Raw genomic sequence first — 21,481 nt, forward strand, 5'->3', positions numbered from 1 at the left:
CGTCTACGTCAGCCCGATCGAGTTCGAAAAGACGGAGAGAGCTTAGGTAGGTGTCCACAGGATCAGCAGCAGCCCACACCTGTATAGCCGAGCTCCGCGCGATCAAAGGACAGATCGATGTCCTCAGAGAAGCGACGAATGGCGTCATATGCCTTTGACAAGGACGTACCGCCTTTGAACACTAGTGTGGCGGCGTCCCTACGCTGCAGACTGAATAGCCTTCTCAGCGTCCAGCAGACCCAGAAGTCTTTTTCAATGATCGTATTTGCAATGCCCCTCTTGGCACCAGACTCCCCAAAGAGGGCGGCGCGGTCGGCGGCTGGAAGTTTGGCAACCTTATCCATCCATATCACTCGACATAGAGTTGGCAATCGCCACAAGTGTCGGCCGCATCCAAGCCGGCGCTTGAATAGCAGCAGAGGCGAGGACCTTTTTGTCATCACGCGACAAGCGCATCGCGGCCACCTGCACGACGTCGGTCGCACGCAGGGGCCCAACATGACGAAGCGCCTGAATAACGTTCCCTACTATGCTTCCTGGTGCTACCAGGTGTTTCGGCGAGGCATGTCGCAAGTCCACCACGCGCTTTCCCAGCACCACACGGCGGGAGGGACCATTTGTCAGATAGCTGCTCTTCGAGGGTACCTGTGTCGTTAAGCCGAGAGCGTTTGCCGCACGCGCACCGTCAATTTGGACCTTTGAACCGGTCTCCCTCGCCAAGGCTTGAGCCACGTCATCTGGAACAGGGGACAGTGCTCCGAGTTGTGGATGAACCTTCGGGAAATCATACAGGCCTCTGGCCAAGCGCCGAAGAGTGCCCTTTTTCGCCAAGCGGGAAAGAGCCTGATCGACGGAGGCACGCCCTCCCACATCCAGGAAATCTGAGGGCGTGAATACACCGCCCGGCCCTTGGGCCCGAGCGCGGCTCATGATCTGAGCAGGGACGGAGTAATCGAGTCGTGGCATATGTCAGAAAATACCACATAATTTTATGACTTTCAAGGGCAGATGCAAACGAGGCGCTCCAACTTCGCCTCGAAGCGCTGGCCGCGAAGGGTGCGGAAGCAATTCCGCCGGCCGGCGCAGAAAAGGTTGTATTCCAGTCGTGGGAAGCCCAACTCCCGACGTATGACCAGGCTTCGCGGAGAGCAGTCGCTGCAGCGAGCATTACCCAAGAATATTTGGCTTGCACTCGCGACAGATCAGCGAGAGGTTGATCGCTTGTGGCCCGACGCGGTGACTGCCGCCGCTGCCATGGTTGACAGCAAGATACTCTGTAGCAGTATTCCTGGTCTCGGCCGCGCAGGACGGCACCGCACTGCAAAGCAAACGTTTGGCCAAAGCGAAACTCGAATGTGCCGCAAGGAGTCGGACAGCCCAACGCTATAGGGGCAAACTAGATCCCCTGCGCTTGGACGGAGACGACAAAGACACTCCTACCTCCCTCACTATTCGTCGCAACCCTTGGGATGAGGAGAGGCTCACCGGGCAGAGGCCGCCACTTCAAATTTGAGGAGATTTGGGCCAGGCGCACGAGGCTTTAGATGTCGTCGAAACCGCGTAACCTCGCGCGGTCTTTTCACTGTAGGGCAGCGGAAACTGACGCCACATTATCAGTTAGCATGCTGGTGAAACTCATCAATAAAGGGGCGGGAATTGAACGACGAGGATAATGGGACGAGCCGGTCCGTCGCGATCTACTGGGACTTCGAGAATCTGCACGCTGGACTCGTCGAGGCGAAGTATGGGGAGGGGGCTTATGCCAAACAGGAAAACCGATTCAAGGCCCAGGAGCCATTGATCGACGTCCAAGCCCTAGTTGAACTTTGCTCGTCCTTTGGAACCGTCGCCATCAATCGGGCCTATTGCAACTGGCAATTCTTCGGTCGATACCGGGATGCCCTACTGCAGGGCTCCGTAGAACTGATCCAGCTGTTCCCGCCGGGCCCGTCCGCAAAAAACGGCGCTGATATCAAGCTTTGCCTTGATGCCGCTGAAGATATCGGCCGATTCGGCCATATCGGCACGGTCATTATTATTGGGGGCGATAGCGATTTCATGCCCATCTCGCAGAAGATCAAAGCCGCGGGTCGCACTCTTATTGGCATCGGCAACCGCAAGAATACGAACCGGCATTGGGCGAAGTCGTGCCATGAGTTCCGTTATTACGATAGCTTGATCGACCCGATCGTAGAAGCTCGGCCGTCAACCGCGGGGGACGTGGCTCCGCCCTTGCACAGCCCCAGTGCCGATATGCTCCGTCGCGCCATTCGCCTACTGGCGGAATCGAAGGGCGACGCTTGGGTATACAAGGCCAGCGTGTGGCCCATGATCAAGCGATTAGATCCAACGTTTTCAATGAAGGACCATGGCTTTTCCAGTTTCAGCGAGATGCTGAAGGCGTTGGATGCCATTGTAGAAGTCAAAAAGGGCGAGAAGGACCATCTTATGAGGCTTCGTTAGTCCAGTCTGATAGACCGTCCGCCCGACATGCACATCTAAATTGCACACAATCTCAAGGTTCGCGACGGCGGTATTGAACCTGAAGTATCAATGGGCAGGCCGGCGGTTCGCCGACGACCCCACCGGCTATTATTTCGGGCAAATTCCCCGTCCGAACAGAGCTTTGTCGGTTGTAGCCGCATCTGCGCGAAGGAAAGGCATGCCCTCCTCGGCCGCTCTTGCGACCAAAATGGTCGAGCGCTTCCGTCCGCGGTATATCGTGATGTTGGGTATCTGCGCCGGCGTCAAAGGAAAAACCGAACTCGGAGATGTCGAGTCGGCAGCAGCCATCACGATCGCGCAACGCAGCGGGGCGCTACACCTTGTAGCGATATCGCGCCCCACCGAATCCTATTCACCCAAAGGTAGGACTGCCGCAGCGCCGGGAGGCAAGTTCTCGGTTCGGGTCGGCCCTATGGCATCCGGCGCGGCCGTTCTAGCCACGAACGGCGCGTTGGATCCCATCACCGCACAGAGAGGTCGGGAACTGCCATCCGCTTCCCTTATCGCGACAGCCAATGACGTCGGTCGCAATTTATGTTAAATGCGACGGATAGGTCGGAATCGCGTTCCGACCTACGGTTGCCACCAGCTCGCTTCGCGTCTATTGCGTGATCGGTTGGGGCAAGTAGTTCCGGAGGGTAAGTGATGTGGCATCGTCAGTTACGATTGACGATCGATCTTATCTACCCATTTTTGAACTTCCTCCAGTGCAACGATTTCGCATTCGCGAATAAAGCTTAGGATTTCGTCGCGCGTTACCAAGAGCCGCATCGTCCCTGGCTCATCATCGTTAACGACCAAAGTTACTGTTGGCGAGCCAGGGGCCAATCCTGCGAAAATCAGCCCTACCATTGAAACGCATGCTGAACTGGCAGTTCGCTGTATATCGGCCTCCCTGCCTCTTTGGCGTACAAACTTCTCCCAACCCGCAGGAACTTCATTTCCCTGTGCTGGCCGCTCCCATTCGAACCGAAATAGGCATTTGATTACTTGGCAGCCGTCAAATTCAATCATATTTTTCGCATTCGGTCCGACATCATCGACACTGCTATCGATCATCAAACCGAAACATTCAAACTTGAAGACAACGTCCTCATAATCGACAGCTACTCGAATCGAGGATGTGTTATTGCTTGTCAATCTCACCCTATTAGGGCTACCTGTTATCGCATTCGAATGATCTATTTTCAGCCTCCCATACAAACACGAGAGAGATGACAGATCATCCACCGTTGGTAACAATCTATGAAGGCTCACCATAGCCAAGGGGTTCCTGGAGGAAAGTGGATCGTTTCAGGCGGCTTTGTACCATTTGCAGGAATATCGATTCTAGGACCATTGCCATGTTTCCCTGGTCGTACACGCACACCATTCGGACATACCTGATGCCCCCCTTGATCGGAGGTTTGTCCACCGGTCAGGTCATCGACCGTGCCCGGAAAATCCGAACTCGGCAGATCGGTATTTACCCGCTGACCAGAACTAGACCGCGGATTATCACCTATAAGATCGGTAGGCACATCGGGCACACCCGCCTCAGAATTCTGCGCAATAATCGGACCAATTACATTCCAGCCAAGGTAAGCGCCTATGCCTGCGCCGATCACACCCCCAACAACTGCTCCAACCGGGCCAGCCATACTGCCAATCTCTGCCCCCGTCAGGGCACCAGCGAGCGGATTCGTGCCGCGCGGATCACGATAGCTAATGGGATTACCACGGACATACGCATAATTGTTCGTCTGCCCACTAGCCCATCCAATCGGGTCCGCCGAAATGAACCGTCCCAATTGTGGACTGTAGTACCTGGCTCGGTGGAAATACAGCCCAGTCCCGTCATTTTCGCGCCCCGTGTACTGCTGGCTGTTGTCGTTCGTCCCTGTCTGCGTGGTGGCACCGTAGGCATCGTAGCTATAGCTGGTTACAATCGCCTGCGTCGCATCGGTCGCCATCAGTATACTGCCCAGTGCGTCGGACAGCATACTGTGATTGCCAGCGCTGCTTTGACGCATATAGACCTTGTCCATACCCGGGCCGTTGACCAGGTTGGCTGTCACCCCGCTGCCATTCTTCTCCTGCACGAAGTTGGCCCCGTCATACAGGTACCCCGTGGCGTTGCTCCCGATGGTCTTGCTGATGCGCCGCCCCAGCGCGTCGTACTGGAAACTGGCCGTGATGGCGCCGCTGATGCCGCGCAACTGGTTGCGCTCGTCCCACGTGTAGGTGTTCGTGCCGTCGCTTGTCAGGTTGCCATTGGCGTCGTAGCTCAGGCTCTGATTGTTCCACTTGACCAACTGGTTATTGGCGTTGAATTCTGTGGTACTTACGGCGGTACCGGAATCGACCCGGGCCAGACTGCCGCCCATGCCGGTTCTCTGACCAGCGGCGTCGTAGGTGTAGGCCAGGTCGCCAATGAGGGTTCCATCGGCCTTTTTGTATGCAATGCCGATTAGCTGGCTGGCAGCGTCGTAGCTGTAGGTCGCCACAATGCCGTTGGCGTAGGTGGTCTGGGTCCGTCGGTTTGCAGCATCGTAGCTGAAGCCGATGGTCTGGATGGTGTTGCCATTCGTCGCGCCGGCGGCCTGCTGGATCTGGGTCAGGCGGTTTGCCGCGTCCCAGGTGTAGCTCACCGTCGGCTGGCCTGCGACGGTCATAGTTTTGCGTCGCCCGCCCGCGTCGTAGGTGTAACTCACGCCGCCCTGCGGGGTCGTTTCACTGGTGAGCCGGTCAAACACATCGTAACTGCGCGTGATCGTGCCACCCACGGAATCCACGAACTGGGTCACCCGGTTGCCGGCGTCCCACGTGAACGCAATGGTGCTGGTCGGGTTGCCATCGCTGGCCGTCGCACCGAAGCCCATCAGCGTCGGCCTACCCAGCGGGTCGAAACTCACGTTGGTGGCCTGGCCCTTGTTGTCGATGGTCTGGCTCACCCGTCCGCCCGGCTCGTAGGCCAGTGTTGTCACGCGCGCCAACGCATCGGTGGTGCGCGTCAGGCGATCGCGCCCATCGTAGGCAAAGCTCGTTGTATTGTTGTTCTGGTCGACCTGAGTCAGGAGATTGCCGTTGGGGTCATAGCTGACTTGAGCCACGCCGCCTTTGGGATCGGTCAGGCTTATGATCCTGTCCAGGGCGTCGAAGGCCAGGTAGCTGCGGCGGCCGAGGGCATTTGTTTTGCTGGTGGGGCGCCCGACGGCATCCGTGTATTGGCTCGCTGCGTGGCCCAATGGATCGGTCACGGTTTGCAGATCCGCGCCGCTGTAGCTGAACGTCGTGGTGGCATTCAGCGCGTCAGCGACGCTGGAGGGGCGGCCCTGTCCGTCATAGGTCAGCGTCACACTGTGATTCAGCGCGTCTGTGCTCTTTATCAGATTGCCCTGCTTGTCGTAGCTGAATGTGATCGTGTTGTTGTTGGGGTCGGTGATGCTGGCCGGGCGGCTGTAGTTCAGATCCCAAACGACTTTGGTAGTCGCTGCGCTGCTAGTGCCATAGGCGGCGGTCACCTGCGTCTTGTTGCCCAGGCTGTCGTACTGGTACGCCGTGGTGCGGCCCAGGGTGTCGGTGACGCTGTCCAGCAGGTTGGTGTTCGGATTCCAGTTGTATGCCAGCGTCTGGGCCACGTTCGTGCCCTGCCCCGCCGTCACGCTGGTGATCGCCTGCTTGTTGTTGAATACGTAGCGTGTGACCGTGCCACGTTCGTCCGTGGCGTCGGTCTGCGTCACAGCATCGAAAGAGCCGGCCGGGATCGTCTGGCTGGCGGACAGCAGGGTGTAGGCGAACGAGAAAGTCCTACCATCGGCGTACGTCTGGGTCGCCACTCGGCCATTGGCGTCATAGGTGTTGGTGACGACGATATTGCCGTTCTTATCCTGAACCGTGAGGAGGTTGTGGCTCGTGGTAACACCGCCGATGGAGTGCGCGGCGGGCACGGTCTGGGTCGCCCAGGTGTACTGCCTCGTCTTGCCCAGCGGGTCAGTGACCTTGATCAGCCGACCTTGCGTATCGTAGGCATAGGTCGTCGTGCGCTGCAGGTCGTCCCGGATCTGCGTCACGCGATTGGACGTGTCGTAAGTCAGATAGACGTTGCGTCCGTTGGGCGAGATGATCTGGGTCAGATTGCCGTTGGTGCGCACCAGTTGCGTGACGTTACCGAGCCGGTCCTTGATGCCGAGCACGGCCGCCGTGCGCGCGTTGCCCCCGCCATCGCCCACGCCAGGGAAGAAGTACGTGGTGCCGTTCTTGAGCACCATGCTCCAGCTGGCGCCCGGATAGCTGACGTTGTCCCACTTGACGATGGCTCCGTAGTAGATGCTGCCCGGTGCGGCCACGCTCTGGAAGACGGCGCTGGTGTAGCCCGTCCCCCCCGAGACGCGCGTGAAGTAGACGCGCCCCCCATCGGGCAGGATCAGGTAGGTGTAAGGCTTGATCTGGTCTCGCGCAGAATCATAGCCGCCAACGAGGAAGATGTCATAGGATAGGTTCGTGCCAATGCCGAAGGCGCGCGAGAGCAGGTCGGCCTGTCGGTATGACCGACCGATGGTAATGGGCACGACGTCCGGGATCACCAGATCGGTTTCGGGATTGAGGAACAAACCGGTGGAGGTGTCCACGGGATCGGCCGTCTTCGCATCGCACTCGCAGTTCACCGCCGGCCCCGCCGACGGCGCCTGCGATTCAGGCGTGAAGGTGGTGATCATCGCGCCCGTGAACTCGTAGATGCGAACGTCCGCATCGGGCACCACCTGCTTGCCATCTGCCGTGACCGTACCGTGGCCATACTCGAACCAGCCACGGTTGGTGGCGTCGTAGTCCCAGAACGTCATGCGTGTGCCGGGCGCGGCATTGGGATAGTTCGGGTAGATGAGCTGGGCTCCCTTGGCATTGGCGTTGATGCCTTCCAAGCGGGAGCCTCCGGGCTGGATGCTGAAGTAGACTGGCACCTCGATATGCGGCAGCGGAAACGGCGGCTGGTTGACCGGAATCGCCGTCATGCTGATTTCGGTCACGATCTTGCCCTGGGCATCCCGGACGACCATGCCGGCGGGAATGCGCAGTTCCATGCCCGGGATCTGTGGGTTCGTCACAATCGTCTCGGTCGCGGTGGGCGAGGCCAACTTGACGGTTCGCGGGTTCAGCCGCGACATCCAGATCACGAAAGGCAACTGTGTTGTGTGGCCCTCCTCGATCTTCACGCCGTACTCGTAGCGCCCGTAGTGGCGATCTCCTCGGTTGGCCGTATCGCCATCGATGACCAGAATCTGGCGACCTGAGGGTACGCCCGCGAGCAGGAACTCACCGTTCTCATCGGTGACGACCTTCTGCGAGCCGATGGACAGCGTCGCACCCACCAACGGCCTTCCGTTGAGTCGCAAGACTTGCCCTGCTACGCCAGTCACCCCATCAGCAGGCGGCGTCACATCGGGGATCTTGCGCTGCGCTACATCGGCTGGCGTCAGCTTCATCAACTCGGGGTAGCCATACAGCACACGGCGCAGGCGTTCGTTCTTCGGCTCGTGCTGGCGGGAGACTTCGCGATTGCCGCGGCGCCATTTGCCCCCGAAGTTTCCGGGGCCGGGGATCCAGATGTCGCTGTCTTCGGCTGCGTCCGCCGCGGCCTGGTTGGCGGCTGCAAATGCGGCGCTGGCCACGGCCGGTGTCTTGGGCGTGGCGGTTGTCCCGTTAGCGGTGGTGCTACCGGCCGTTGCCGCCGCGGCTGCTCCGGCCTGCGTAGTCGCGGCGGTTGTTGCAAGTACGGCTCGCGCGATGCCAGCCGTTGTCGCAGACTGCGTGGCTTGCGTGCCGAGCGTGACGGTCTTGAAGCCCACTGCAGTCAGTGGCAAGGCCTGCCCGAACTGATCGGTCGCGCCTTGCACGAACAATGTGTATGCCGTGCCCGGGAGCAATTCCTGCTTTGGCGTGATGAACAGCAGCATCCCGGCTTCCACTGGCACCGGCTGGATAGCCACGGGACCGCTTGGGCCGATCAGGGTAACGGTCTTTGCATTCAGGCTCGCCACAGCCATGCGCTGGCTGAAACGGACCATGAGGCGCTGGGCAACGAGAACATCCTTTGCCTGGTCCACAGGAACGCTGCTCACCAGCGCCGGGACAGTGCCGGGGTTGAGCGATTCTGCTAGCGTTCGTGCGCTCTCGAGCGCCACGGCGCTGAACTGTTGCGCGCCGGCATCGAACACACTGCCGCCGGGCAGCGTCTGTCCCGCGCCGTCCCCGCCGCCCCACAGCAAGACCTTGGCGCTGGGAAGGAGCGCCGCGATATGCTGAATGCGGGCAGGATCCATAGCGGAGTTGACACGCTCGACCTGATTCCGGGTAGCGTCGTAGAGTTCGACCGTGCGCAGCGCACTGCCGGAGGCGTCGGCGCCGCCGGCGATCAGCAGTCGGCCGTCCGTCAGCACCGTGGCGCTATGTCCGCTACGCGCCAGCAGGCCCGGGTTGGCGAGGCTGCTGAAGCCGCTGGCCGTGGGGACGAAGATCTCGGGATCGGTAAGGGTGTTGCCCTTGGCATCGATCCCACCGAACACGAGCACGGTGCCATCCGGCAACAGCGTAGCACTATGGTTCCTGCGTGCCGTATGCAATGTGGGGGACAACAGCGTTGACTTGCCGGCGCCATCGATCAACCGCGCCTGATTGCCGGTCGCGTTGGGCGTGGTACCGCCCAGCACGAGCCATTGGCCATTGGCAAGCTGGGTGGCGCTTTGCCCCGCGAGCGTCGTCGGCCGCGAGGCAAGCATCCCCATGAGCGATTCATTCGCGGCGACCGCTGGGCCCCGCGCGGATTGCCCAATCGACAGCGGCGGATGGAGCATGCCGACGGCTAGCAAGATTGCCGGCACCATGTGCCGTAGCGCGGCGCGCCAGCGCGCCGCCGTACCACGACCAGAAGCATTCGGATTCGACATCTCTTCTCGTTCCTTCATGCGGATGGTTCTCGTCATCGTTGTCTGTGTCTTACCTTGGCACTACGGGCGGAGGCTGAATCGCTTCAGGCTCAGGGAGCCACTCACTGTGGTTGCATAGCTGCCTGGCGTGACCACCACGGTGTAGGTACCTGTGCTCGGCAGCCCGCTGTTGTTGGCACCGGTGCTCGACAACGCTGGGACGCTGCAGCTCCCGCTTCCGCTGAAGCTGCCGCAGTTGACCAGCGTGGTGACGTTATCGGGGGAGATCACCGTAACCGTGACCGTGCTGCCGGCCGGCGTGATAGCAGCGCTGCTGAGGCCCAGATTGAGAAAATCACCTGCCGTGCCCGCGAAGGTATAGCGGCCCGAAGCGCCGGCAACCTGGTTGATGGCGAGGGGATCTCCCTCCACCGTCAGCGTGCCGGTAGCCGGGGCCAGCAACTGCAGGCCGACTTGGCCGGTGCTGGCCTCGTACGGGTCCACGACGATCGTGTAGGTGCCGCTTTGCTGCAGGCTGTTCAGCTGTACCACGCCGTTCGGCGAGTTGGTGCTGCTGAAATTTGCGGTCGCCAAAGTGCTGCCGTTGGGTGCGTACACATACAGATAGGTATAGGAGCCCACGAACGTGGCGCCGCTCCATGCCAGTGTCAGGTTCTGACCCGCCGTGGCGCTGAAGGTATACCGCCCGCTCTGGGCGACCCGATTGGTTGCAAACGTGGTCACGGGGTCATTAGCCGTCAGCGTGCCCCGGATCTCAGTGGACAGCATCAGATTGCTGCTCAGCGCAGTCCCCAGGCTGCTCGGCGTCACCACCACCGTGTAGGTGCCGGTGCTGGGCAGCGACGGCAGGTTGCAGTTGTTGCCCGGCGCACGGAAGGCGCTGCAAGTGATCAGCGTGGTGACATTGTCAGGAGCCATCACCGTGACCGACGCATAGCCGCCGCTCGGCGTTGCAACCAGCGAGTCCATGCCAAGACCCAGCCGCTGACCGACTACACCCTCAAAGGTATAGCGCCCCGCGGCACCAGCGATCTGGCTGATTGCCAGCGGCTCGCCATCCACCGTGAGGGTGCCGCTGGCCGGTGCCACCAGTTGCAGCCCGACCGTGCCGGTGCTGACCTGGACGGGATCGACGACCACCGTGTAGGTGCCGCTTTGCTGCAGGTTGGACAGTTGCAGCGTGCCGCTCGGGGTGCCACTGCTGACGTACGAATTGCTCGCCACAGTCGTGCCGTTCGGCGCATACACATATAGGTTGCCGGAGGACCCCGTCAACGTGGCGCCGGTCCAGATCAGGCTGAGGTTCTGCCCGGCGGTGGCGGTAAAGGTATAGCGTCCGTTCAGGCCCACCCGGTTTGCGACGAAGGTAGTCACCGGGGCATTCGCCGTGAGCGCGTCCCGAACATCGGTGGACAGCGTCAGGTTGCCGGTCACCGCGGTGCGCGAGGTGGGCGGCGTCACCACTATCGTATAGGTGCCGGTGCTCGGCAGCGCTGGTAGATTGCAGCTGTTGCCCGGGACATAGGCGTTTTCGCAACTGACCAGCGTGGTGACATCGTCCGGCGCCAACACCACAATCGTTGCGTAGCCGCCGCTAGGCGTCAGGCTCAGGGTGTCGAGACCCAGGCCTACGCGTTGGCCTGCCACGCCGGCAAAGGTATAGCGTCCCGTGGCGCCTGCCAGCTGGTTGATGGCCAGCGGCTCGCCATCAACCGTCAGCGTACCGCCCGCCGTTGCCAGCAGTTGCAGTCCAATCTGACCCACGGCGGCCTGGTACGGGTCGACAACCACCGTGTAGGTGCCGCTCTGCTGCAGATTGGTCAGTTGCACGGAGCCGACCGGCAAGTAGGTACTGCTCACGCTCTGGCTTGTCAGCGAGGTGCCGTTCGGCGCGTACACATACACAGAGGTGTAGTTGCCAACAAACGTGGTGCCAGTCCACGCCAGACTCAGGTCTTGCCCAGCCGTGGCGGTGAAGGTGAAGCGTCCGTTCTGGCCCGCACGGCCCGTTGCGAACGTGGTCACCGGTGCATTGGCCGTGAGAGTGTCCACAACATCGGCGGACAATGTCAGCTTGCCGGCGAGCGTGGTGCCCGAGCTGGACGGCGTGACCACCACTGTGTAGGTGCCAGTGCTGGGCAGCGACGGCAAGTTGCAACTATTGCCAGGCGCATACACGGTGGAGCAGTTGACCAGCGTGGTGAGCTCGTCGGGCGAGACAATGGTGACGGACGCATAGCCACCAGCCGGCGTCGTGACCATGGCGTCCAGACCCAGACCGAGTCGTTGGCCCGCGGTCCCTGCAAAGGCGTAGCGGCCCGATGCGCCAGCCACCTGATTGATCACCAGCGGCTCACCATCCACCGCTAGCGTGCCGCTGGCTGGTGCCAGCAGTTGCAGCCCCACCTGGCCGGTACTGGCCGCGTACGGATCGACCACCACCGTGTAGGTGCCGCTTTGCTGCAGGTTGGTCAGCTGCACGTTACCGCTCGGCGATGACGCGCTGCTGAAATACGGGCTTGCCAGGATGCTGCCGTTCGGCCCGTACACGTACAGATAGGTGTAGGAGCCCACGAACGTGGCGCCGCTCCAGGCAAGGCTGAGATTCTGACCTGCAGTGGCGCTGAAGGTGTACCGCCCGTTCTGGCCGGCACGACTCGTCGCGAACGTGGTCGCCGGCGCATTCACCGTCAACGTGTCGCGGATATCCGCGGACAGCGTGAGCTTGCCACTCAGCGCAGTGCTCAGGCTTCCCGGCGTCACCACCACTGTGTAGGTGCCGGTGCTGGGCAGCGATGGCAGGTTGCAGCTGTTGCCCGGGGCAGAGAACGTGCTGCAACTGACCAGCGTGGTGACATTGTCAGGTGCGATCACCGTGACCGCCGCAGTCCCACCGCCCGGCGTGGTGACCAGAGAGTCCAGACCAAGACCCAGTCTCTGACCAGCGACGCCCGCGAAGGTATAGCGGCCTGCGGCGCCAGCGATCTGGTTGATCGCAAGGGGCACGTCATCCACTGCCAGTGTGCCGCCTGCGGAAGCCAGAAGCTGCAGCCCGACGCGGCCGGTGGTGGCCGAATACGGATCGACCACCACAGTATAGGTCCCGCTCTGCTGGAGATTGTTCAGTTGCAGCACGCCGCTCGGGGTGCCGCTGCTGACGGTCGTATTGCTTGCCACGGTGCTGCCGTTCGGCCCATACACATACAGGTAGCCAGAGGAGCCCGCGAAGGTGGCGCCAATCCACGCCAGTCGCATGGAATCGCCGGCCGTGGCGCTGAAGGTATAGCGTCCGTTCTGGCCAGCCCGGCTCGTGGAGAAGATCGTTGCCGGGGCATTGGCCGTCAACGTGTCGCGGACATCGGCGGACAACGTCAGGTTGCCGCTCAGTACCGTACTCGAACTCGACGGCGTAACCACCACCGTGTAGATACCGGTACTGGGCAGGGACGGTAGGTTGCAGCTGTTGCCAGCGGCATAGACTCCGTCGCAAGTGACCAGTGCGGTGACATTGTCTGGCGACAGGATCATGACCGTTGCATTGCCGCCGGTGGGCGTCACGACCACCGCGTCGTAGCCCAGGCCCAGCCGCTGGCCCGCCACGCCTTCAAAGGTATAGCGTCCCGCGGCCCCAGCCGTCAGGCTGATTGCGAGCGGCGGGCCATCCACCGTCAACGTTCCGCTGGCCGGTGCCAGCAGTTGCAATCCGACGCGGCCAGTGCTGGTCGGGTATGGGTCAACGACAACCGTGTAGGTACCGCTTTGCTGCAGGTTGCTCAGTTGGAGCGCACCGTTCGGTATGTACGTACTACTGAAGGGTTGGCTCGTTACGGTACTTCCGTTCGGCCCATACACATACAGATTGGTATAGGCGCCCACAAACGTGGCTCCGCTCCAAGCCAGGCTGAAGTTCTGCCCTGCTGTGGCGCTGAAGGTGTAGCGCGCGTTCTGGCCCAGCCGAGTCGTCGTGAAGGTCGTCACTGGCCCATTGGCCGTCAGCGTGCCTCTGATATCGGCCGAGACTAACAGGTTGCCACTCAGCGCAGTGGTAGAGTTGATCGGCGTCACCACCACCGTGTAGGTGCCGGTGCTGGGCAGCGTCGGCACGCTGCAGCTGTTGCCAGGCGCGTAGAACGTCCCGCAACTGATCAGCGCGGTCACATTGTCCGGCGCCATCACCACCACGGATGCGTAGCTGCCGCTAGGTGTCACGGCCAACGCATCCAGGCCCAGGCTCAGGCTCTGGCCTGCGACACCTTCGAAGACATAGCGACCCGTGGTGCCTGCCAGCTGGCTGATGGCCAGCGGCGCACCGTCCACCGTTACGACGCCGTTATAGCTCATTTCCGGGGGCGTGAATTCGCCTGTCTTCACAACCGTCAGCCCAATATCGCCGGTGTACAGCAGCATCGGATCCACGACGAGCGTGAAGGTGCCGCTTTGTTGCAGATCATTCAATGGATAGGTAGTCGTGGAAGTTCCGGCGGAGATGATCCGGCTCAGCAGCAAGTTGGCGGTCGGTCCATAGACCACCAGGTTGCTCTGTCCGATGGTCGGCGCGATCGTACTGATAGTGATGTTGTCGCCGGCGTCCGCGGTGAACGTGAAGCGTCCATTCTGGCCCGGGCGAGTGGCATGGAAGGTGTAGGGGCTCGACGACAGCGTGCCCGCCACATCAGTCGACAGAATCAGGTTTCCGCTCAGCGCACGGTTCGCGCTCGACGGCGTCACCACCACCGTGTAGGTACCGGTGCTCGGCAGGGCTGGCAGGTTGCAGCTGTTGCCCGGCGCAGTCACCGCATCGCAACCGGCCAGAGTGGTGACGTTGTCCGGCGAGATCACCGTGACAGACGCAGACCCTCCGCCCGGCGCAGTGGCAAAAGTATCAAGCCCGAGGCCCAACCGCTGACCCGAGATGCCCGCGAAGGTGTAGCGGCCTGAGACGCCAGCCGTCTGGTTGATCGCCAGTCGCTCGCCATCCACTGTCAACGTGCCGGTGGCAGGTGCCAGCAACTGCAGACCAACTTGGCCAGTGCCAACCAGATACGGTTCTACCAGGACCGTGTAAGTGCCGCTCTGCTGCAGATTGCTTAGTTGCAGCACGCCATTCGGAGTGCCACTACTGACGGAAGTCGAACTTGCCACGGTGCTGCCATTGGGCGCATAGACATACAGGTAGCCGGTGCTGCCCGCGAGGGTGGCGCCGCTCCAGGCCAGACTCAGGCTCTGCCCGGCGGTGGCGCTGAAGGTGTAACGACCGTTCTGGCCAGCACGGGCCGTCGCGAACGTCGTCACCGGATCGTTGGCCGTGAGCGTGCCCGAGATATCGGAAGACAGCGTGAGGTTGCCGCTCAGCGCAGTGCTCGGTCCCGACGGGGAGACCACGACCGTGTAAGTGCCAGTGCTCGGAAGCGACGGCAGGTTGCAGCTATTGCCCGGCACGGAGAACGTGTTGCAATTGAGCAGCGTGGTCACGCCATCCGGCGACACCACGACGACTGACGCATATCCGCCGCCGGGCGTGGTGACCAGTGTGTCCAGTCCCAGACCCAAGCGCTGTCCTGCAACACCGGCGAAGCTATAACGTCCCGGTACGCCAGCGGCCTGGCTGATCGCCAGCGGCTCGCCATCCACAGCCAGCGTGCCACTGATTGGCGCCAGCAGCCTCAATCCAACCTGGCCAGTGCTGGCCGCGTACGGATCGATGACGATGGTGTAAGACCCGCTTTGCTGCAGGTTGCTCAGCTGCACGGAACCGCTCGAGTAATTTGTGCTGCTGAAGTACTGACTCGTGAGGGAATCACCGTTCGGCGCGTACACGTACATATAGGTGTAGCCGCCAGCGAACGTGGCGCCGCTCCAGACGAGGTTCACGTCCTGCCCGGCTGTGGCGCTGAAGGTGAGGCGACCGTTTTGACCCACACGATTCGTCGCGAAGGTAGTCATCGGCGCATTGGCGGTTAGCGTGTCACGGATATCGGCAGACAGCGTCAACCTGCCGCTCAATGCAATAGTTGCATTTGACGGCGTGACCACCACCGTATACGTGTCAGTGCTGGGCAGCGACGGCAGGTTACAGCTGCTGCTCGCAGGGAAGCTGCCGCAGTTGATCAGCGTGGTGACGTTGTCAGGCGACATGATTGCCACCGTTGCAGAGCCGCCGCTGGGCGTCATGACCAGGGAATCCAGCCCCAGACCCAGCCGTTGTCCCGCCACGCCTGCGAAGGTGTAGCGACCTGCGGCACCCGTCATCTGATTGATCACCAGCGGCTCACCGTCCACCGTCAGTGTGCCGCTGGCCGGCGCTAGCAACTGCAGGCCCACCCGGCCAGTGTTGGCCTGGTACGGGTCGATTACCACAGTATAGGTACCGCTTTGCTGCAGGTTGTTCATCTGTAGCATGCCGTTCGGCGTGCCACTGTTGACATACGACTGGCTCGCCAGTGTGGTGCCGTTCGGCGCGTACACGTAGAGGTAGCCGTAGGTGCCAGAAAATGTGGCACCACTCCAGGCCAGACTGAGGTTATCCCCGGCGTTGGCGGTGAACGTATATCGTCCGTTCTGACCCGCCCGCGTTGTCGCGAAGGTGGTCACCGGGGCATTGGCGGTGAGCGTATCCCGGGTATCGGCAGACAGCGTCAGGTTGCCGTTCAGCGCACGGTTCGAGCTCGACGACGTGACGATCACCGTGTAGGTATCCGTACTGGGCAGTGGCGGCAGATTGCAACTGTTGCCAGGGGCGGAGGCGTTCTCGCAACTGACCAGCGTCGTCACATTGTCCGGCGACATGACCGTGACCGTGGCATAGCCGCCACTCGGTGTGATGACCAGCGCATCGAGCCCCAGCCCAAGCCGCTGGCCGGCAACGCCCGCGAAAGTATAGCGCCCTGAAGCGCCAGCCATTTGGCTAATCGCCAGCGGATCGCCATCCACCGTCAACGTGCCAGTGGTCGGCGCCAGCAACTGAAGCCCAACCCGGCCGGTGGTAACCAGGTACGGATCCACAAAGACCGTGTAAGTGCCACTCTGCTGCAGGTTGTTGAGTTGCAGCAAGCCATTCGGAGCGCCGCTACTGACAGAAGTGGAACTTGCCACGGTGCTGCCATTGGGCGCATAGACATAGAGGTAGCCGGTGCTGCCCGCGAGGGTGGCCCCGCTCCAGGTCAGGCTCAGGCTTTGCCCGGCCGTGGCGCTGAATGTGTAGCGACCGTTCTGTCCCGCGCGACCCGTGGTGAACGTGGTCACCGGATCGTTGGCCGTGAGCGTGCCCGAGACATCAGAGGACAGCGTCAGGTTACCACTCAGCGCAGTGCTCGATCCTGATGGCGCGACCACCACCGTGTAGGTGCCGGTGCTCGGCAGCAATGGCAGATTGCAGCTGTTGCCCGGCGCAGAGAACGTACTGCAATTGAGCAGCGTGGTCACGCCGTCCGGCGACACCACAGCGACCGATGCGCTTCCGCCGCCAGGCGTTGCGACCAACGTGTCCAGCCCCAGACCCAGTCGCTGGCCTGCGACGCCTTCAAACTTGTAGCGACCCGATGCGCCAGCCATCTGGCTGATCGCCAGCGGCTCGCCATCCACCGCCAATGTGCCAGTGGCCGGTGCCAGTAGTTGCACGCCGACCTGCCCCAAGCTGGCCGCGTAGGGATCGATGAGCACGGTGTAGGTACCGCTCTGCTGCAGATTGGTCAGTTGAACGGTCCCGCTCGACGATGACGTGTTGAAGTACTGGCTCGCGACGGAATCGCCGTTCGGCGCATACACGTACAGATTGGTGTTACCGCCAGCGAAGGTGGCGCCGCTCCAGACCAGGCTCAGGCTCTGCCCGGCCGTGGCGCTGAAGGTGTAGCGGCCGTTCTGGCCCGCCCGGTTCGTTGCGAAGGTGGTTGCCGGCGCATTAGCTGCCAGCGTGTCCTTGACATCGGCGGAGAGCGTCAGCTTGCCGCCCAGTGCTGTGCTAGCCGTTGACGGGGTGACTACCACCGTATAGGTGCCCGTGCTCGGCAGGGATGGCAGGTTGCAACTGGCGCCAACCACAGTAACGCTACCGCAACCGACTAACGTTGTGGCGTTGTCCGGCGCCACTACCGTAACCGTCGCAGAGCCACCGTTGGGTGTCGTCACAAGCGTGTCCAGGCCCAGGCCCAGTCGCTGGCCTGCGGTGCCCTCGAAGGTGTAGCGACCCGTCGCGCCGGCCATCTGACTGATCGCGAGGGGCTCACCATCGACTATGAGCGTGCCGCTGGTCTGCGTCATTAGCTGGAGACCAACTTGACCGATGCTGGCCTGGTACGGATCGACGACCACCGTGTAGGTGCCGCTCTGCTGCAGGTTGGTCAACTGCAGCACGCCATTCGGTGAATACGCGTTGCTGAAGTACTGGCTGGTGACCAGGCTGCCACTTGGCCCGTACACATACAAATAAGAGTAGGTACCCGCAAACGTGCCTCCGCTCCACGCCAGGTTCAGGTTCTGCCCGGCTGTGGCGCCGAACGTGTAGCGCCCGTTCTGGCCTACCCGGCTTGTGGCGAAGGTGGTCACCGGCGCATCCGCGGTCAAGACTCCCGTATGTTCAGACGTCAGCAGCAAGGAAATGTTGGCTGTATGCGTACTGTCGACGCGTGCGAGCACGCGGTAGGTGCCCGTCTTCGGAACAACAGGCAGCGTGCACTTGTTGACAGTCGTAACCGTGCACGAGACCAGCGAGGCGCCCGAGGGAGAGTAGACGCTCAGGACAAGTTGCGGGCTGCCGCTTGCGGGGGTGGCCTGGAAGCTCGCAAGCCCGAGCCCGAGCCGCTGCCCTGCTACCGCGTCAAACATGAGCAGTGCTGCACTGCCTGCCGTGCCAAGGATCGGGGTGACCGCAGGGCCGTCGGGGACGATGCGCTGCGCCGCAACGATGGTGCTCGGCACCGCACCTGCCGGCACCACGTAGAAGTCGTCCGCGCTGACTGCAGTACCGTCGACTGTAGTGATTGAGACCTTGCCGGACCCTGCCTGCGGCACCGTCGCAACTATCTGGCTCGGCGCGGTAACGCCGGTCACCGCACCCTGGGCCGCACCGAATACCACGGTGTTCCCAGACGTCGTTGGCTGGAAGCCCGTCCCGGTCATTGTGACCGCGGTGCCGGCCAGCCCAAGGGAGGGCGTGAATCCGGTGATGGTGGGCCCTGTGGATCCCACACCAACAACGAAATCGCGCGCAGAAACAGCCGTGCCGTTCGTGTTGGACACGGAAATCGTGCCTGTCGTGGCGCCGGCGGGCACCGCGACTTGAAGAGTGGTGGCGCTCGCTGCGGTGACTACCGCCGCCGCCCCGTTGAATTTGACTGAGTTTGCGCTCGGGACAGTACTGAAGCCGTTGCCGAAGAGGGTGACATTCGTGCCGGCTGGACCACTGCCGGGCGAAAAACTCGCAACGGTCAGTGTACTGGCCCCATCGGCCCTGACCGCAGTGATGTTGCCAACCGCATCGTACGCATACTGGGTGCTGGTGCCGTCAGGCGCGACAACCTGAATGAGACGGCCGAGATCGTCATAGACGAACCCGGTGTTCGCGGCATAACCCAAGCCGCCGGCAAACAAAGCGCTGCAAATTGCGAGAACCCCGACTGTCCGGGCGACGGCGGCGGATGAAAAAGAGAACCAGGCACGCACGATCCCGCCTGCGCGGCGCGCAAACACGTTTCCGGACCTTTCCATATGGGCCCACCCCCCTGAAAATTGCAGTCTTTGTTTTGATTCTTATAAGAGAACGCCGCCGCAATGATGTAGACGATCAGCTGTTCCCTCTAATGCAAAAACATAAAGCAAATTTAAATGTTATTTGTCTGATTCTTAATACTTTTGCCGTCTTATTACGCGCGCAGCAAGTGCAAGCCTTGTATCTCGCTCGGAACCGCCCTTGAGACGGGCAAGCGGGTGCAGACATGTGTGCGATCGTCTGCCGTCCCTATTTTGGTGCAGTTTGTGGCTCAAGCTAAACTTCAACCTCTTGACCGAGGCGCATTCTCCACAGAAAAATGACAAAAATGATATTTGAAATAATAAAGTCTGATGTTAGACAAACTTAATTCTTACAATCCAAAAGGATTTGGCGGCAGATCTACCTATTTTCGTGTCTAAAAAAACAACACAGTCGGATTGACAGTTTCAGCTGGCGAGTGACAACATCGTTCAAACAAATTGGCAGGAATATTCATCGATAGATTTCCGCATGCACCGATTTCGTTTGATTGGTGTCACTCGGATAGCGGTGAATCGCAGCGCTTCCCGCCATCGGGTTCGATAAGAAAATCAGGGGGTCTTTCCGTTGGTACGATGGCCATTCAGCCGCGCCGCTTTGCGTGATCGGCGCTCAACGCTCGCGCGCTTGCGGGCACGCAAGCCCCTCTCCCAGCAATCCCACCTGATTCGCGCGGCGCTGTCTTTGACTTCAGCCGCGAGCATTGTTGTCGTCCTTGCGTGGGCGGCACAGCCTGGGCGTGCACCGGCAGCGAGCGCGTCGGACTCTGATCTTTTGGGGCTGCCCAGGCTTCAGAGCGGACCATCGAGCCCCGCTGTGGTCACGCTCGGCCAGAGGCTGTTCTTTGATCCGCGGCTCAGCAGTGATGGCGCACATAGCTGCGCCAGCTGCCACGCACCGGATCAGTTCTTCAGTGATGGACTGCGAGTTTCCAAAGGGGTTGGCGAACGGCTGGGCACACGAAACGCGCCAAGCCTCTTGAACGTTGCACACAACACCTCCCAGTTCTGGGAAGGCAGAGATCCCACACTGGAAAGCCAGGCGACTCGTCCACTGACGAATCCCCGGGAAATGGGCATGCCGGACGAGGCTTCCGTCCTTCATGTCATTGAACAGGATCCGCAGTACATGGAGGCATTTCAGCGCGCCTTCGGTGCGACCAAAGGCTCCCCGGTGAGCATCGAGCGTCTCGCGCTGGCGTTGGCCGCCTACCAAACCACAATACGCGCTGGCGACTCGGCGTTCGACCGATACGCCTTCGGCGGCCAAAAGGATGCGCTCAGCGCCAGCGCCGTGCGGGGACTACGGCTCTTCACAGGTGCCGCGCGCTGCGTCACGTGTCACACCATCGAACGCAACCAGGCCCTGTTCACCGACAACGAGTTTCACGCCTTGTCTGTAGGCATGGAGCGCATCGGCGGACATCTGGCGCAACTGACGACTGAGTTGGCATCTCAGAAGCTGAAGGGGGTGCCGTTAGACCAGATCATTCTCTCGAACGACGACTTCGCAGAACTGGGCCGCTTCGTGGTAACACTCGATCCTAAGGACATCGGCAAATTTCGCACGCCCAGCTTGCGCAACGTCGCCGTGACAGCCCCTTACATGCACGACGGCAGCGTGCCAACGCTCTGGCAGGCGGTCGATTACGAGGTCTACTACCGCAGCAACGAGCAGGGCCGAACATTGCTGCTCACGCCCATGGAACGGCAGGACCTGATCGCATTCCTGGAAGCCCTGACTACCAGTCCACAGGCCCTAGCCCGGCTCAGGCCAGACGCACAAGCCGCGCGCCAATGACGCTGCCGCCCCACACCACCACTCAACCCTGACGACCCATGGCATCCGTAAGATCTTCAGAGGCGCGCAGCCGGGCCTTGCCCCGATGCTGCCAACTTCCGCACGGTTTCACTCTCCTTGAACTGCTTGTCGTGCTTGTCATCATCGGATTGCTGGCGTCGTACGTCGGACCCAAGTACTTCTCCCAGATCGGGAAGTCAGAGATAACGACGGCCAAGGCCCAGGCAGAAGCATTCGAGAAGGTGCTGGACACCTACAGGCTGGACGTCGGCCGCTATCCGAGTACCGAGGAAGGCCTGCAAGCGCTGATGGTGGCGCCAGCCGCCGCCGGCGCAAAATGGAACGGCCCCTACCTCAAGCGAGACGCGCCAATGGACCCTTGGGGGCGCCCCTATATCTACCGCTCGCCCGGTGCCAACGGCGATTTCGAGGTCATCAGCTATGGCAAGGATGGCCAGCCTGGCGGGACTGGAGAAAACGCCGATGTCGTCCGGCCCTGACAGCCGCA

At 61.4% G+C, this 21,481-nt stretch carries 9 protein-coding genes; 4 read left to right on the plus strand and 5 right to left on the minus strand.

Going from position 1 to position 21,481, the window contains the following annotated elements; all coding sequences use genetic code 11:
* Window positions 1-62 precede the first annotated feature (62 nt).
* Both SB751_RS27695 and SB751_RS27700 read right to left on the minus strand, forming a co-directional pair.
* Window positions 63-344: a nucleotidyl transferase AbiEii/AbiGii toxin family protein gene (locus tag SB751_RS27695; protein WP_410748760.1), complete on the minus strand. Its 282-nt coding sequence runs from the start codon at window positions 342-344 to the stop codon at window positions 63-65.
* A complete protein-coding gene (locus tag SB751_RS27700; protein ID WP_410748761.1) occupies window positions 337-966 on the minus strand; it encodes a DUF6088 family protein in 630 nt (209 codons plus the stop codon). The genes SB751_RS27695 and SB751_RS27700 overlap by 8 nt, the downstream gene beginning before the upstream one ends.
* Before the next feature lie 690 nt (window positions 967-1,656).
* On the opposite strand from SB751_RS27700, the gene SB751_RS27705 reads away from it, so the two are divergent.
* Together SB751_RS27705 and SB751_RS27710 are read left to right on the plus strand one after the other, a co-directional pair.
* Window positions 1,657-2,463 carry an NYN domain-containing protein gene (locus SB751_RS27705; RefSeq protein ID WP_410748762.1) on the plus strand — a complete coding sequence of 269 codons (807 nt, stop codon included), beginning with the start codon at window positions 1,657-1,659 and terminating at the stop codon, window positions 2,461-2,463.
* Between the two features lie 73 nt (window positions 2,464-2,536).
* The gene (locus SB751_RS27710) at window positions 2,537-3,046 is read left to right on the plus strand and encodes a hypothetical protein (protein WP_410748763.1); all 510 of its coding nucleotides are present in this window, start codon (window positions 2,537-2,539) and stop codon (window positions 3,044-3,046) included.
* Window positions 3,047-3,165: 119 nt separating this feature from the next.
* Here SB751_RS27710 and SB751_RS27715 read toward each other — a convergent pair whose 3' ends face one another.
* From SB751_RS27715 to SB751_RS27725, 3 genes are all read right to left on the minus strand, one after another.
* Entirely contained in the window at window positions 3,166-3,645 is a 480-nt protein-coding gene (locus SB751_RS27715; protein ID WP_410748764.1) for a hypothetical protein, read from the minus strand.
* Window positions 3,646-3,758: 113 nt separating this feature from the next.
* The gene (locus SB751_RS27720; RefSeq protein WP_410748765.1) at window positions 3,759-9,446 is read right to left on the minus strand and encodes an RHS repeat-associated core domain-containing protein; all 5,688 of its coding nucleotides are present in this window, start codon (window positions 9,444-9,446) and stop codon (window positions 3,759-3,761) included.
* Between the two features lie 42 nt (window positions 9,447-9,488).
* On the minus strand, window positions 9,489-19,085 hold the full coding sequence (locus SB751_RS27725; RefSeq protein WP_410748766.1) for a pre-peptidase C-terminal domain-containing protein: 9,597 nt from the start codon (window positions 19,083-19,085) through the stop codon (window positions 9,489-9,491).
* 904 nt (window positions 19,086-19,989) lie between these two features.
* On the opposite strand from SB751_RS27725, the gene SB751_RS27730 reads away from it, so the two are divergent.
* Window positions 19,990-20,973, plus strand: coding sequence for a cytochrome-c peroxidase (locus tag SB751_RS27730; RefSeq protein ID WP_410748767.1), 984 nt, complete (start codon window positions 19,990-19,992; stop codon window positions 20,971-20,973).
* A 38-nt stretch (window positions 20,974-21,011) separates the two neighbouring features.
* Entirely contained in the window at window positions 21,012-21,473 is a 462-nt protein-coding gene (gene gspG, locus SB751_RS27735; protein ID WP_410748768.1) for a type II secretion system major pseudopilin GspG, read from the plus strand.
* The last annotated feature ends 8 nt before the right edge of the window (window positions 21,474-21,481 follow it).

Origin of the sequence: Cupriavidus sp. SIMBA_020 (genome assembly GCF_046535395.1) — a bacterium.
Taxonomy (GTDB): Bacteria; Pseudomonadota; Gammaproteobacteria; order Burkholderiales; family Burkholderiaceae; genus Cupriavidus; species Cupriavidus campinensis.